This window comes from Pseudomonas sp. AU12215 (assembly GCF_001675465.2).
In the GTDB taxonomy this organism is placed as follows: Bacteria; Pseudomonadota; Gammaproteobacteria; order Pseudomonadales; family Pseudomonadaceae; genus Pseudomonas; species Pseudomonas nitroreducens.
On sequence record NZ_MACM02000137.1, the window covers coordinates 135611 to 149474 of the forward strand.

13 protein-coding genes are annotated in these 13864 nt (G+C 68.3%); 2 read left to right on the top strand and 11 right to left on the bottom strand.

Annotated elements, in window-relative coordinates; all coding sequences use genetic code 11:
* The first annotated feature begins 35 nt into the window (after positions 1-35).
* A complete protein-coding gene (locus A9513_RS18410; protein ID WP_024764411.1) occupies positions 36-389 on the top strand; it encodes an SH3 domain-containing protein in 354 nt (117 codons plus the stop codon).
* A 12-nt stretch (positions 390-401) separates the two neighbouring features.
* Here the strand turns inward: A9513_RS18410 and A9513_RS18415 are convergent, their stop codons facing one another.
* The 10 genes from A9513_RS18415 to A9513_RS18460 form a co-directional block, all read right to left on the bottom strand.
* Positions 402-1862 carry a mechanosensitive ion channel domain-containing protein gene (locus A9513_RS18415; RefSeq protein WP_065085217.1) on the bottom strand — a complete coding sequence of 487 codons (1461 nt, stop codon included), beginning with the start codon at positions 1860-1862 and terminating at the stop codon, positions 402-404.
* 61 nt (positions 1863-1923) lie between these two features.
* Positions 1924-2541 (bottom strand): hypothetical protein, encoded by a 618-nt coding sequence (locus A9513_RS18420; RefSeq protein WP_065085218.1) that lies wholly within the window; start codon positions 2539-2541, stop codon positions 1924-1926.
* 135 nt (positions 2542-2676) lie between these two features.
* On the bottom strand, positions 2677-3636 hold the full coding sequence (locus A9513_RS18425) for an HlyD family secretion protein (RefSeq protein WP_051445631.1): 960 nt from the start codon (positions 3634-3636) through the stop codon (positions 2677-2679).
* Positions 3637-3843 carry a DUF1656 domain-containing protein gene (locus A9513_RS18430; RefSeq protein WP_037010560.1) on the bottom strand — a complete coding sequence of 69 codons (207 nt, stop codon included), beginning with the start codon at positions 3841-3843 and terminating at the stop codon, positions 3637-3639.
* On the bottom strand, positions 3833-5998 hold the full coding sequence (locus tag A9513_RS18435) for an FUSC family protein (RefSeq protein WP_065085219.1): 2166 nt from the start codon (positions 5996-5998) through the stop codon (positions 3833-3835). Before A9513_RS18435 ends, A9513_RS18430 begins: the two co-directional genes overlap by 11 nt.
* Before the next feature lie 101 nt (positions 5999-6099).
* Positions 6100-7005, bottom strand: coding sequence for a LysR family transcriptional regulator (locus tag A9513_RS18440; protein ID WP_024764416.1), 906 nt, complete (start codon positions 7003-7005; stop codon positions 6100-6102).
* 87 nt (positions 7006-7092) lie between these two features.
* The gene (locus tag A9513_RS18445; protein ID WP_065085220.1) at positions 7093-7875 is read right to left on the bottom strand and encodes an SDR family oxidoreductase; all 783 of its coding nucleotides are present in this window, start codon (positions 7873-7875) and stop codon (positions 7093-7095) included.
* 92 nt (positions 7876-7967) lie between these two features.
* Positions 7968-8981, bottom strand: a complete 1014-nt coding sequence (locus A9513_RS18450) for a zinc-binding dehydrogenase (RefSeq protein ID WP_037010551.1) — start codon at positions 8979-8981, stop codon at positions 7968-7970.
* A gap of 60 nt (positions 8982-9041) precedes the next feature.
* Positions 9042-9845 (bottom strand): 2,5-didehydrogluconate reductase DkgB, encoded by an 804-nt coding sequence (gene dkgB / locus A9513_RS18455; protein ID WP_065085221.1) that lies wholly within the window; start codon positions 9843-9845, stop codon positions 9042-9044.
* Between the two features lie 21 nt (positions 9846-9866).
* On the bottom strand, positions 9867-11066 hold the full coding sequence (locus A9513_RS18460; protein ID WP_024764420.1) for an MFS transporter: 1200 nt from the start codon (positions 11064-11066) through the stop codon (positions 9867-9869).
* 166 nt (positions 11067-11232) lie between these two features.
* On the opposite strand from A9513_RS18460, the gene A9513_RS18465 reads away from it, so the two are divergent.
* Complete coding sequence (locus tag A9513_RS18465; protein WP_037010547.1) at positions 11233-11598, top strand: GFA family protein; 366 nt, start codon at positions 11233-11235, stop codon at positions 11596-11598.
* Positions 11599-11711: 113 nt separating this feature from the next.
* On the opposite strand, the gene paaZ is transcribed toward A9513_RS18465, so the two are convergent.
* Positions 11712-13763 carry a phenylacetic acid degradation bifunctional protein PaaZ gene (gene paaZ, locus A9513_RS18470; protein ID WP_065085222.1) on the bottom strand — a complete coding sequence of 684 codons (2052 nt, stop codon included), beginning with the start codon at positions 13761-13763 and terminating at the stop codon, positions 11712-11714.
* Positions 13764-13864: the final 101 nt, after the last annotated feature.

The window sequence follows — 13864 nt, forward strand, 5'->3', positions numbered from 1 at the left end:
TAGCATGGATCGGTCGAGGGAGCCGGGAGAGAGACATGCACTACGAAGTGATTCAACGCCACCGTAGCGAGTACCCCACGCCCATCACCTTCGCCAAGGGGGCGCCGCTGTTCGTCGGCGAACGCTACGAAGGCGCCGAGGGCTGGGAAGACTGGTACTTCTGCTCCACGCCAGGGCAGCGCGAAGGCTGGGTGCCGGCGCAGGTGTTCAACATGACCGCGCCAGGCGCCGGGGTGGCGATGGAGGACTACACCGCCCGCGAACTCGACGTGGAGGTCGGCGAGCGGCTCGAAGGCGGCCGCGAGCTCGGTGGCTGGCTCTGGTGTGTCCGCTCCGGCGGCGAGGCCGGCTGGGTACCGCTGGATTGCCTGCAGGAAGTCAGCGCCTGACCCGGCGTCGGGTCAGGCCTTGTAGCGGCGCCCGGCGTGCTGCCTGAGCCAGGCCATCAGCCCGCGCTGCTGCACCACTGTGGGTTGCTCGACCAGCAGCGCGGCGCTGGCCTTCTGGCGGAAGTCCAGCAGGCGGCCCATGGCCTCGGCGATCTCCTGGCGGGCTTCCATGCAGGGCGCCAGGGTTTCCTTGTCGATGTAATAGGCCGCGCCGTCACTCATGGCGGTGAATTGCGCCTGCCAGCCGGAGCCGGTGAGCACGCCGGCCTCGCCGAAGACTTCGCCCGGCCCCATGCGTCCGGCTTCGATGCTCTGGGCATCCTGGGGCAGGGTGACGCTGACGACGCCCGAGTCGATGATCAGCAGGCGGTCGCTGACATCCCCCGGCGCCAGCAGCACTTCCCCTTGCTTGAAGGGCCGGCGCTGCATGCGGCTGGCCAGTTCGTCGCGCTCCTCGTCCCGCAGCGCATCGAACAGCCCCGAGCGCACCAGCAACGCCCGCGCCCGCGAGGCGCTTTCGCGCATCGGTGCGTCGGCCTCGGCCAGCAGGTTGATACCGGCGGCCTGCAGGTGGCGGTAGGCAAGGTCGAACAACTGGTTGCGCACCTCGCGCTTCTCGCCCATGGCGGCGACGAAGCCGCTCATCTCGTATTCCACACCATCGGGCGCGGACTTGCGCACGCTGACCGCCGGCGCCGGGTTGGCCAGCAGGACGCGGCAGCCGCCGAGGGCGTGCTCCAGCGCCTCGATCACCTTGCGCGGGCGGATGTGCGGGCTGACCGTCAGGCTCACGCTGACGCCATACAGGTTCGCCGGGCGGCTGAGGTTGAGCACCTTGGCCTTGGCGGCGAGGGAGTTGGGCACCACGGCCAGCGTGCCCTGGGAGGTCTGCAGGTAGGTGGAGCGCCAGTCGATCTCGGTGACCTTGCCCTCGATGCCGTCGATGGAGATCCAGTCGTCCAGCTGGTACGGCTTGGTGGTGTTCAGCACGATGCCGGAGAACACGTCGCTCAGGGTGCTCTGCAGCGCGAGGCCGAGGACGATGGCGACCACCCCGGAAGTCGCCAGCAGGCCCTTCACCGGTAGCTCCAGCACATAGCCGGCGGCAGCGATGATGGCGACCAGGAAGATCAGCGCGCCGACCACATCCTGCAGCAACCGCCCGCCATGTCCGATGCGCTGCACCAGCAGGAAGCCCAGCACGACCGTCAGGCAGCGTGCGGCGAACAGCCACCAGATGATCTGCACGGCGGTGGCGACCATGTGGCTGGGCAGGTCGTCCGCCCAGGGTGCGGCGCGCAGCGGGTTCATCCCGGCATTGAACAGCAGCAGGCTGAACAGCAGGAAGCCGACCAGCCGCACGGCCAGGCGCCAATGCGGATGGGCCGGGCCGACCAGCCGCCAGAGCAGCAGGTCGATCAGCAGCAGGATGGGGGCGGCGAACAGTGGGTGGCTAGTGAGCAGGGCGGGCATCGAGCCTCTCCTTGGAGCGATCGCAAGAAGATGGCACAGAAAGCGCTTTCTGGCAGCGGCCTCAGCTCGGGTTGTGCGGGTTCACCAGCTTCAGCCATTCATCGGTCTCGACTTCGCCGGCGATGCGCAACCGCGGCTGGGCCTCGTCGAACAGCACCAGGGCGCTGCCGTACTCGGGCGTGTCGGTCTCGCGCACCTTGAGGTTCTCGCGCAGGAGGTCGAAGCATTCGCTGTGGGTGACCAGCACCAGGTTGCGGTGCTCGGCCTTGTGTTCGCGGATCTGCGCGGCGAGGTCGCCGTCCTTGCAGGTGAGCAGCCAGTCCTGGCGCGCCACGCTGCGGTCGAACATCAGGTCGGCGGTCTGCATGGTGCGGTTGGCCGGGCTGCTGTAGATGTCGGTGGCGGTCAGGCCCAGGCGGGTTATGCTTGCGCCCATGCTCCGTGCCAGGGCGGCGGCACGCTCGGTGATGCCGTCGGCGGCGCCCAGGCATTCGGCGCTGGAGCGGTCGCAGCGCTCCATGTGACGGACCAGCAGGACGACTCCGCCACGGGCCCAGTTCTGTGCGAACAGGCTGCTGCTGGGCACGTCCTCCGGTGGCGAGGGCAGCGCGCGCCAGGCCACCAGGGCGAGGGTGGTGCAGGTCAGCAGGGAAGCGGCCAGAAGGCGAAGGCGGGGCAAGGGCGATCCTCGGCGGTGGCTGCCGCGCGGGATGCGGGAAGCTGGGCGCATGTTGCACCGGGCGGGTGACAATCACGCGATGGGTTGATGACGAGGCGCTGATGAAAGTTCCGCCTGCCCATCGGAAGATCGAGTCTAACGAGGGCTTTCGACCACGCTGACGGTGGCGGTGGTGCCGGCGCGCAGGCGGTCACGGCCCTTGTAGTCCGGGTCGATGGCGATACGTACCGGGATGCGCTGGGCCAGTTTGACCCAGGTGTAGCTCGGGTTGATGTTCGCCAGCAGGCGCGCACCGGGGGCGTTCTCGCGGTCGGTGATGGCGAAGGCGATGCTTTCGACGCGGCCGGCGAAGCGCTCGCCGCTCATCAGTTGCACGTTCACCGCGTCGCCCTCGCGGATGCGCGGCAGCTTGGTTTCCTCGAAGTAGCCGCCGACGTAGAAGGAATCGCTGTCCACCAGCGCCACCAGCGAGTGGCCGGCGGTGGCGTAGTCGCCGGCGCGAGTCAGCAGGTTGGTCACGTAGCCGTTCACCGGCGCCACCACCTGGGTGCGTTCCAGATCGAGGCGGGCCTGTTTCTGCGCGGCCTCGGCGAGGCTGACATTGGCTTGCGCCAGCCCCAGGTTGGCTTGCTCGCGCAGCAGTTGCGCCTCGGCCACGGTGACGTCGGTGTGAGCCTTCTCCCACTCCTCGTTGGAGATTGCCGAGCGGGCCTTGAGCGCCTTGCGGCGGACTTCCTCGCTCTGCCGCTGACGCAGCAGCGCCTGGTTGGCAGCGATGGCGGCCTGGGACTGGCCGAGCGCGGCGCGGGCGACTTCCACCGCGCGATCGGCGTGCAATACCGCCAGCTCGTAGCGCGCCGGGTCGATGCTCAGCAACAGGTCGCCCTTGCTGACGTGCTGGTTGTCCTTCACCCGCAATTCGACGATGCGCCCGGTGACGTCGGCCGAGACCGTCACCACGTCGGCACGCACCCGGGCGTCGCGGGTCCAGGGCGCACGGGTGTAGTAGGTCCAGGCGAAGAAGCCGAGGACCAGGGCGAGCGCCACGACGGCCAGGGTGATCAGCGGCGGTAGGGCTTTGCGCAGGCCGGCCATTCAGTGCAGGGCTCCCATGAGCAGGATCAGGCCGGCACAGAGGCAGGCGTAGAGCGCTCCTTCGAACAGCGCCTCGTGCCAGACCAGGCGCAACACGCCGAGTCGGCGCAGGCTCCAGTCCAGCAGCAGGAAGATCGGCAAGGCCAGCAGCAGGGCCTGGGCCAGCGGCGGCAGGTAGACCCCGCCCAATTCGATATCAACGGGCATGCAGCGCGGGTTCCCCAGGGTCGTCGTTGAAGGCGGTGGATTCGCCGTAAAGGTCGCGGAAGCGCTCCAGCAGATCGGCGGCCACCAGCAGCGCCACGCCGCTGACGAACACCGGGCGCATGGCGTCGCCGCTGGGGTAGCTGCCGAGGCTCTGCAGCTCGTCCAGCTCATTTCCCAGCTCGCGCATCGCCGGCAGCACCCGGTGCAGCGGGGCGGCGGGTGGCTGGTCGAGGCAGGCGGCGAGCTCATCCAGCAGCAGCGACAGTCGGGCGCGCAGGGTTTGCGGCAGGCCGCCGGGGTTGAGGCTCTCGCGGCGCAACTGGTGCAGCACCACGCCCAGGGTCATGCTCGCCAGGCTGCACTGGAAGCGCTCGCCGGACTGGCTGTCGCGCGCCGCCGGCAGCAGCCCGAGCATGATTGCCAGGCGATCCACCATGCGGCTCTCGAACAGGAAGCGGCGCGCCTCGCTGGGTTTGGACAGCAGCACCGAGCGCACCTCGGCGCGGGTCCGCCGCGACTGGCGGCGCAGGCGGGCGTCGGCGTCGAAGGGGAACACCCAGGCGTACACCAGCAGCGCCAGCACGCCGGCGCTGACATAGCCACCGGCGAACTCGAACCATTGCAGCGACGTGTTGATCCACGCGCCCTGGTTCTGCGGGCCCACCAGCAGGAAGGTTGATAGCCCCAGGCCGATGCCGATCCCGGCGGTCTGCGGATTGGCCAGGCCCACCGCGATCACGTACAGCAGCGGCGTGAGGAACAGTGCGAGCATCTCGAAGTCGCCGACGCTGGGTAGCAGCAGGAATTGCAGCAACGCCGCCGCCACCAGCGCCATAGCCAGCCCGCGCATGTACGCCAGGCTGGCCATGAGCGGGCGCGGGAAGGTGGCCAGCAGGGAGCAGAGGATGCCGATCAGGATCATCCCGGCGCGGGCGCCGTCCCAGGCGGTTTCCACCCAGATCCAGCCGGCGCAGCACAGCGCGACGAAGGCGCGGGTGGCGTTCATCGCGGCGAGGTGGAAGTCCAGGTGCAGCGCCTGGGCCTGGCTCTGCCGGTAGGTGCTGCTGCCGGGTCGGCCTTCCTGGATGGCTTCGCTGAGCTCGATCATCTCGTCCAGCTGCTGCATCAGCCGCGCCTGTTCGAATCGCAGTGCCCAGGCCAGCGAGCGCAGCGAGGCGGGCAGCCCGTCGGCCAGCTCCTCGGCCTGCCGCGCAGCAGCGTCGAAGCGCTGGCGCAGCTGGGTGATGCGTCGGCGAGTGGTATTGGGCAGGGAGCGACCGAATTCGGCCAGTTCCTCCAGACAGGCCAGTTCGTCTTCGCGCAGCCGTCGCACGGATTCGGGCAGCGGGCCGGTCAGCCGGGCTTCGATCAGCTTGCGCTGGCGCCGCAGAATGGCCAGGCGCGAGGTCATCAGCACCAGCTGGTTGGCCAGTTGCTGCACCAGTTCGTTGGCGCCGCGCAGGCGCGGGGCGTCGAAATACAGGTGGCGGCGCAACATTTCCAGGGCGGCGATCTCGCCCAGCAGTTGCTTCTGCCTTTGCTGGAAGTCCTCTTCCGGCTCCTCGCCGCGGATCACCGCAGCGGCATGCACGGCGATCAAGCGGATCAGTTGGTCGACCTTGGCGAAATAGCCCCGCGCTACGCTCTGTGGGCGAGCGAAGAACAGGCTGACCAGAGTGACGCAGGCGACGCCGAGCAAGGTCTCGGTGACGCGGGTGATGGCCAGGGTGTAGGTGGATTCGGGCGCCGGCTGGGCCAGCAGGGCGACTATCACGGCGGTGAAGCCGCTGAGCACGAAGGCATGGGAATGCGTGAAGCGCATCAGCGTGCCGCCGGCCGTGCAGATCGCCAGCCACAGCGCCAGGGTGACGATGAAGGGCAGGGGCGCCTGGGGGAACAGCGCCATGATCGCCACCGCGACCATGGCGCCGATGGTGGTGCCGATCACCTGGGCGAAGCTCTTCTGCAGCGTCATGCCGGCCAGCGGGGTGCTGATGATGACGACCGTCATGGTCGCCCACTTGGGCTGGTCGAGGTCGAGCAGGAACGCCAGGTACAGCGTCAGCAGGCCCGCGACTACGGTGCGCAGGGCAAACAGCAGGGTGTCGCGGCCGGGATGGATGATGGCGCGCAGGTACAGCAGCATGGGTGACATGCCGGGCCCTCGATCTTGGCGGGAGGACGCCCGTCGATGCGGTGCGTCGCGAACCCTGTTCAGTGTGGTCGAGGTTTTCCAGCTGTGGGAAATTTCTTAGGTCAGCCGGTGGCGTGCAGGGACTGCGCCAGGCGCTCCTGGATGAAGTCGAGGAAACACTGGATGCGCAACGCCAGTTGCGAGTTGCGGTAGTACACCGCGTGGATTGGCTGGCGACGCTCACTGGTCAGCTCCGGCAGCACTCGTACCAGCCGCCCGGCACGGATGTCGTCGCAGGTCATGAAGCTGGCGAGGCAGGCGATGCCCTGGCCACCGATGGCCAGTTGGCGCAGGGTCTCGCCGCTGGAGGCGGACAGCGACGGATTGATGGTCAGGGTATCGCCACCGGCGTGACGGATCGGCCAGATGTTCAGCGCTTCGGGCTGGGTGAAGCCCAGCAGCGAGTGGCCGAGCAGCTCTTCCAGGTTGCCCGGCGTCCCGTGGCGCTCCAGGTACTGCGGCGCCGCCAGCAGGTTCAGCCGGCTGCTGCCCAGGGGGCGCGCGTGCAGGCTGGAGTCGGCGAGGTGGCCGATGCGGATGGCGATGTCGGTGCTCTGCTCCAGCAGGTCGATGTTGAGGTCGTTGGTATTGAGCTGCAGCTCGATGTCCGGGTAGCGCTCGCGGAAGGCACCGATATGCGGCACCACGGCGTGCAGCATGAAGGGCGAGGCGGCGTTGATCCGCAGCCGCCCGGCCGGGGATTGCTGGCGCAGGGCCAGGCGTTCCTCCAGGGCGTCCATCTGTTCGAGGATGTGCCGGGCGTTCTCCAGGAAGAACTCGCCTTCCTCGGTGAGCTTCATCCGCCGCGTGGTGCGGTTGAGCAGGGTGGTGCCGAGTTTCTCCTCCAGCTTCGACAACGCCCGGCTCACGGCCGAGGGCGTCAGCCCCAGTTGCTCGGCGGCGGCGGTGATGGAGCCGCAGTCGATCACCGTGGCGAAGGTCTTGAGTTCGTCGGAGTGGGCTTTCATCGGGGGGCCTGTTCGGGAGCGGCGGGGTGGATGGTAGCGGCTGGCCTTTGTAGGAGCGAGCAAGCTCGCTCCTACAGGGTGGCGCCGTCAGTAGGTTCCCGGATAAGCGCCGCCATCGAGCAACAGGTTCTGCCCGGTCAGGTAGCCGGCCTGTGCGCTGCACAGGAAGGCGCAGAACTGGCCGAATTCTTCCGCGCTGCCGAAGCGTCCGGCGGGGATTTCCTGCTTGCCGGCCTCCACCAGCTCATCTTCATCGCGCCCGCTCAGCTGGGCGGCGCGGTGGAAGCCGCTGCGCAGGCGATCGGTATCGAAGGAGCCGGGCAGCAGGCCGTTGATGGTCACGTTCCTGCCCGCCACCTGCGGTTGGCGTGCCAGGCCGGCGACGAAGCCGGTCAGGCCGCTGCGCGCTCCGTTGGACAGCCCGAGAGTGGCGATTGGCGCCTTCACCGAGCCGGACGTGATGTTGACGATGCGGCCGAAACCGCGCTCGGCCATGCCGTCCACCGTGGCCTTGATCAGCTCGATGGGCGTGAGCATGTTCAGCTCCAGGGCGCGCAGCCAGTCTTCGCGTTCCCAGTCGCGGAAATCGCCGGGTGGCGGGCCGCCGGCATTGTTTACCAGGATGTCCACCTGCGGGCAGGCGGCGAGCAGTGCGGCACGCACCTCCGGCTGGCTGATGTCGCCGGCCACTTCGTGCACTTCCACGCCCAGTTGGCGCAGCTCGGCGGCGGTAGCGGCGAGGGTATCGACGTCGCGGGCGTTGATCGCCAGGTTCACGCCCTCGCGGGCCAACGCCACGGCGCAACCCTTGCCCAGCCCCTTGCTGGCGGCGCAGACCACGGCCCAGCGGCCCTTGATGCCCAGATCCATGTTGTTCTCCTGTGTGTTTGCCCGGGGAGTGTCTTTGTAGGACGTGTTCGTCCTGCGAAATGGGAGTTCCGCTTTCGCCCGCAGCGCTCTGGTCAGGCAACGACCATCGGCGCCGGCAGCAGACTGATCCATTTACCGCTGCCTTCGCCGGACTTCAAGCGCCGCAGCGCTTCGGGCAGTTCGGCGAAGTCGAACAACTGCTTCGCTGGCGCCTGCAACTGGCCGCTGGCGACGCCCTGCATCAGGCTCGCTGCCGCCTGGTGCAGCTCCTGCCAGTCCAGCGCTTCGCCGTGGGCATGGATGCTGTTGAGCGCCACTTCGTGCAGCGAGATGGCAGTGCTGAAGGCTGGCAGCGGAGCGTTTTCCTGGCGGTCCTGAATGCACACCAGGTGGCCGTTGTAGCCCAGCAGCGGGGCGAGGCTGGCGGCGTGGTTGCCGCTGACGGTATCGAAGATGCCCTGCAGGCGGCGCGGGCCGAGGGCTTCGCGCAGGTGCTGGGACCACTGCCCGTCGCGGTAGTCGAAGACCCCGGCGATACCCAGTTGCAGCAGGTGTTCGCGGTGTTTCGGCGCCGCGGTCACCCACACGCGCAGCCCACGTTGCAGCGCCAGTTGCGCGAGCAGATAGCCGACCGCACCACCGGCGCCAGTCACCAGCACATCGCGGTGGTTGCAGGCCGGCAGCTTATTCAGTGCTTGCCAGGCCGTGAGGCCGGGGCAGGGCAGGCTGGCGGCGGTGGCGTCGTCCAGCGAATCGGGCACCGGGTAGACAGCACGGGCGCGCAGCAGGGTGTACTCGGCAAAGCTGCCGCCACGGGTCAGCGCCTGGTGGTAGGCGACGCGGGCGCCGGCGCGCAGGTTCACTTCGCTGCCCACCGCAATGACGATGCCGACACCATCCACGCCAGGTACCTGGCCTTGCTGCCAGTCGTCGCGGCCCCAGTCGATCATCTTCCAGTCCACCGGATTCAGCGCGATAGCGGTGTTGGCCACCAGTACCTCGTCCGGACCGGGCTGCGGAATCGGCAGGCGCACCTGTTTCAGGCCATCGAGGCCGGCGCCGGGCGTCCAGGTCCAGGCGGCATAATCTGCAGTGATAGCGCTCATGAAGACTCCTTGGAAACGGGAAAGCCGCCCTCGGTGGGGCGGCTGTCGGTCAGCGGCGGATCAATCCCAGGCCGGGGCCAGGCTTTCCGGGCTGGTGATGCGTTCGTTGCGCTCCAGTGCGGCGATGGCGGCCATGTCGGCGTCGGTCAGGCGCAGGTCGACAGCGCGCAGGTTGCCTTCGAGGTTCTCGCGCTTGGTGGACGACGGGATCACCGAGTAGCCCAGCTGCATCGCCCAGGCCAGGGTGACCTGCGCCGGCGTGACGCCGTGGCGCTTGGCGATACCGATGATCACCTCGTCGCTGAGCACCTTGCCGTAGCCCAGGGTCATGTAGGAGGTGATGTGGATGCCCTGGCTCTGGGCGAACTCCACCACCTTGCGGTTCTGCAGGTAGGGGTGCAGTTCCACCTGGTTGGTGGCGATCTGGCCGGCGCCGACAGCGGCAATGGCCTCCTGCATCAGGGCGATGGTGAAGTTGGACACGCCGATCTCGCCGGTCAGGCCCTGGGCCTTGGCTTCGGCCAGGGCGCCCATGAACTCGGCGACCGGTACCTGGCCCTTGGGCGACGGCCAGTGGATCAGGGTCAGCTCGACGCGGTCGGTACGCAGCTTGTGCAGGCTGTCCTTGAGGCTGGGGATCAGCTTGTCGGCGGCGTAGTTCTCGGTCCAGATCTTGGTGGTCAGGTACAGATCGTCGCGCTTTACCTTGCTGCCGGCGATGGCTTCGCCGACGTCGGCTTCGTTGCCGTAGATCTGCGCGGTATCGATGGCGCGGTAACCCAGGTCCAGCGCGGTGCGGATCGAGTCGATGACGGTCTGGCCCTTGAGGCGGAAGGTGCCGAGGCCGAAGGCGGGAACGCTCATGGAAGAACTCCTTGTGGTCGATCAGTGAGTGGGAACCGCGCCAGGGGCGGCCGGTTCCATGGAATTGCGCCGGTCCAGACGACCGCTCAGGGCGGTCAGGCCGAAGGCGGCGAGGGTGACGACAGCGGCGATCCAGGGCGTATGGCCCAGGCCCAGGTGGCTGACCACCAGGCCGCCGGCCCAGGAGCCACCGGCCACGCCGAGGTTGAACGCGGCGATGTTGAAGCCGGCGGCCACGTCCACGGCGTCCGGCGCCACGCGCTCGGCCTGCTGTACCACGTAGACCTGCAGACCCGGTACGTTGCCGAAGGCGACGGCGCCCCAGGCGAGCACGGTCAACACCACCAGCCACGGGTTGCCGGCGGTGAAGGTGAGCACCAGCAGCACCGAAGCCAGCAGGCCGAAGATGATCTTCAGGGCGCTCACCGGACCGCGTTTGTCAGCCAGGCGGCCGCCCCAGATATTGCCGATGGCTACCGAGACACCGTAGGCCAGGAGCACGGCGCCGACCATGTTCGGGCTGAAACCGGCCAGATCCTGGAGGATCGGCGCGAGGAAGGTGAAGGCGATCAGCGAGCCGCCGTAGCCCACCGCGGTCATCGCGTAGACCAGCAGCAGGCGCGGCTGCAGCAGCACGCGGGCCTGGCGCAGCAGCGGCGCCGGCGGCGTGTGCTGGATGTTCTTCGGCACGAACAGCAGGCTGCCGAGCAGGGCGATCACGCCAAAGGCGGCCACCACCAGGAAGGTCACGCGCCAGCCCAGGTGCTGGCCGATGAAGGTACCCAGCGGAATGCCGGTGACGAAGGCGACGGTCATGCCGCTGAACATGGTGGCGATGGCGCTGGCGGCCTTGTCCTTGCTCACCAGGTTGGTGGCGATGATCGAGCCGACCGAGAAGAACACGCCGTGGGCGAGGCCGGTGAGGATGCGCGCGACGATCAGCGATTCGTAGCTGGGCGCCTGCCAGGCCACCAGGTTGCCGACGGTGAACAACGCCATCAACCCGACCAGCAACGCCTTGCGTGGAATGCGCCCGGTCATGGCGGTCAGCAGCGGTGCGCCGATGGCGACGCTCAGGGCGTAGAGGCTCACCAGCAGGCCGGCGGAGGGCAGGGTGACCCCCAGGTCGCTGGCGATGGTGGGAATCAGGCCGACGATGACGAACTCCGTCGTGCCGATGGCGAAGGCACTGAGCGTCAGCGCCAGGAGGGCGAGGGGCATGGTGGGGGCTCCGGACGAATGGGATGCGATGGGAGGCATTGTCCGGAAGTCAGCCCTTGAGAAAAACGCGGTGAAGGGCAAAGGATAGTTGATCCTGAATCACGAATAGGGCGAGGGGCTACGCTTGCAGGCAGTGATCAAGGGCACTTGTGACGAGGGATTAGCCATGCACTACACCGGCACCTGCCACTGCGGCGCGGTGGCTTTCGCCTTCGACGCGGAACTCGACGAACTGGTGCGCTGCGACTGCTCGTTGTGCGGCAAGCGCAATGCGCTGATGGCAACCGTGCCGAAGGGCAACTTCCGTCTGACCCGCGGCGATCAGGCCTTGCGCCTGTATCGCTGGAACAGCGGCGTGGCGCTGCACTATTTCTGCGGAACGTGCGGGATCTACGTCTATCACCAGCGCCGCAGCAACCCGGCGCTGCTCAGCGTGAACGCCTGCTGCATCGACGGGTTCGACCCTGAATCGCTGCCGCTGCGGCGGGTGGATGGCAGGAGCATGACCACCGTGGCGGCGCCCGACCAGTAGGGCCCTGGCAGCGGAGAGGCTCCGCTGGCGCCTGCATGTCGGCAGCGCGCGGGCATGAAAAAACCGGCCCGAAGGCCGGTCGAAGATGGCAGCGGAGTTGAGCGCTCAGCGCATCACGCGCGCTTGAGCACCAGGGTGAGGATGTCGTAGCTGGCCACCAGTTCGCCTAGCTGGTTGGTGACTTCCACGTCCCAGGCGACCACGCCCTGCGGTTCGCCCTTGGGGCTCTTCTTGCCCTGGTCGATCTTGCGCTTGCAGGTCAGGCGCGCCTGGATGGTGTCGCCGATGCCCACCGGGTTGATGAAGCGCAGGGTGTCCAGGCCGTAGTTGGCCAGCACCGGGCCGACGCCGGGCGAGACGAACAGGCCGGCCGCCGCCGAGAGCACGAAGTAGCCGTGGGCGATGCGCTTGCCGAACTGCGAATCCTTGGCCGCCAGCTCGTCGAAGTGCATGTAGAAGTGGTCACCCGACAGGCAGCCGAAGTTGACCAGGTCCGCCTCGGTGACGGTGCGGCGGTGGGTCAGCAGCGACTCGCCGATCTTCAGGTCGTCGAAGTAGCGGCGGAACGGGTGCACCTCGGTCTCGTAGACCTTGGCGCCGCGCACGTACTCGCCGGTGACGGCCATCAGCATGGTCGGCGAGCCCTGTACGGCGGTGCGCTGCAGGTAGTGCTTCACCGCGCGCACGCCGCCTAGTTCTTCACCACCGCCGGCGCGACCCGGGCCGCCGTGCTTGAGCACCGGCAGGGGCGAGCCGTGGCCGGTGGATTCGGCGGCGGACTCGCGGTCGAGGATGTGCAGGCGGCCGTGCAGGGCGCCCATCACCGGGACGACTTTTGCGGCGACCTGCGGATCACGGGTGATCAGGCTCGCCACCAGGCTGCCCTTGCCGCGAGCGGCGAGGGCGACGGCTTCGTCGATATCGTCGTAGGCCATCAGGGTGGTCACCGGACCGAACGCCTCGATGTCGTGGGCGCCGCCTTCGGCGTGCGGATCGCGGCTGCGCAGCAGGGTCGGGGCGAAGAATGCGCCTTCGGCCACGCCGTCGCCGCGCGGGGCGAAGCCGTCCTTCGCGCCGAACACCAGTTCGCTGGATTTCAGCAGAGCATCCACGCGCTCGGCGACGTCGGTCTGCTGGGCATGGGAGGCCAGGGCGCCCATTTTCACGCCGTCCACTGAGGGATCGCCGACCACGACCTTGGCCAGGCGGCCACGCAGGCGTTCGGCGACGGCGTCGGCATGCTTGGCGGGGACGATGGCGCGGCGGATGGCGGTGCACTTCTGCCCGGCCTTCACGGTCATCTCGCGGGCCACTTCCTTGACGAAGAGGTCGAATTCCTCGTCGTCCGGGGTGACGTCCGGCGCGAGGATGGCGCAGTTCAGCGAGTCGGCCTCGGCGTTGAACGGCACCGAGTGACGAATCAGGTTCGGATTGACGCGCAGCTTGGCGGCGGTGTCGGCGGAGCCGGTGAAGGTGACGATGTCCTGGCCCTGCAGGCGGTCCAGCAGGTCGCCGGTGCCGCCGATGATCAGTTGCAGGCTGCCGGCCGGGAGCAGGCCGGATTCGTGCATCAGGCGCACGGCGGCTTCGGTGATGTAGCTGGTGGCGGTGGCCGGTTTGACGATGCAAGGCATGCCGGCGAGGAAGCTCGGCGCGAACTTCTCCAGCATCCCCCAGATCGGGAAGTTGAAGGCGTTGATGTGCACCGCGATGCCGCCGCGCGGCACCAGGATGTGGCTGCCGGCGAACTTGCCGGTCTTGCCCAGCGGCATGGCCGGGCCTTCGTGGACCACGTTGCCCGAGGGCAGCTCGCGGCCGCCGACGCCGGCGTAGGCGAACAGGGTGCCGGCGCCGCCTTCGATGTCGATCCAGCTGTCGGCGCGGGTGGCGCCGCTGTGGCGGGAAATCTCGTAGAGCTGTTCCTTGCGCTCGGTGAGGTACAGCGCCAGGGCTTTCAGGCGCTGGGCGCGCTGCTGGAAGTCCATGGACATCAGTTCCTTGAGGCCCTGCTCACGGGCGTGGGCGACGGCTTCGGCGAAGTCCAGCGCCTCCTCGTGGGTGCGCGCCACGGTCTGGCCATTGAGCGCGCTACGCAGCGCCTGGGCGCCATGCTGGCCGACCCAGCGGCCGCCGATGAAACTTTGCAGGATAGGCTCTTGGGCCATGGTTGTTGTCCTCCGGATCGCTACGCAAGGGTGCCGGCTGCTGCCGGTGACCGCCGCGCCGGGTGGGCGTCGGCGGCGCATTCTTCATTGGCGGGACGATG

Coding starts and splice junctions, on each gene's coding strand:
- A9513_RS18410 (WP_024764411.1), top strand. CDS start 36: ATGCACTACGAAGTGATTCAACGCCACCGTAGCGAGTACCCCACGCCC.
- A9513_RS18415 (WP_065085217.1), bottom strand. CDS start 1,862: ATGCCCGCCCTGCTCACTAGCCACCCACTGTTCGCCGCCCCCATCCTG.
- A9513_RS18425 (WP_051445631.1), bottom strand. CDS start 3,636: ATGGCCGGCCTGCGCAAAGCCCTACCGCCGCTGATCACCCTGGCCGTC.
- A9513_RS18430 (WP_037010560.1), bottom strand. CDS start 3,843: ATGCCCGTTGATATCGAATTGGGCGGGGTCTACCTGCCGCCGCTGGCC.
- A9513_RS18435 (WP_065085219.1), bottom strand. CDS start 5,998: ATGTCACCCATGCTGCTGTACCTGCGCGCCATCATCCATCCCGGCCGC.
- A9513_RS18440 (WP_024764416.1), bottom strand. CDS start 7,005: ATGAAAGCCCACTCCGACGAACTCAAGACCTTCGCCACGGTGATCGAC.
- A9513_RS18445 (WP_065085220.1), bottom strand. CDS start 7,875: ATGGATCTGGGCATCAAGGGCCGCTGGGCCGTGGTCTGCGCCGCCAGC.
- A9513_RS18450 (WP_037010551.1), bottom strand. CDS start 8,981: ATGAGCGCTATCACTGCAGATTATGCCGCCTGGACCTGGACGCCCGGC.
- dkgB (WP_065085221.1), bottom strand. CDS start 9,845: ATGAGCGTTCCCGCCTTCGGCCTCGGCACCTTCCGCCTCAAGGGCCAG.
- A9513_RS18460 (WP_024764420.1), bottom strand. CDS start 11,066: ATGCCCCTCGCCCTCCTGGCGCTGACGCTCAGTGCCTTCGCCATCGGC.
- A9513_RS18465 (WP_037010547.1), top strand. CDS start 11,233: ATGCACTACACCGGCACCTGCCACTGCGGCGCGGTGGCTTTCGCCTTC.
- paaZ (WP_065085222.1), bottom strand. CDS start 13,763: ATGGCCCAAGAGCCTATCCTGCAAAGTTTCATCGGCGGCCGCTGGGTC.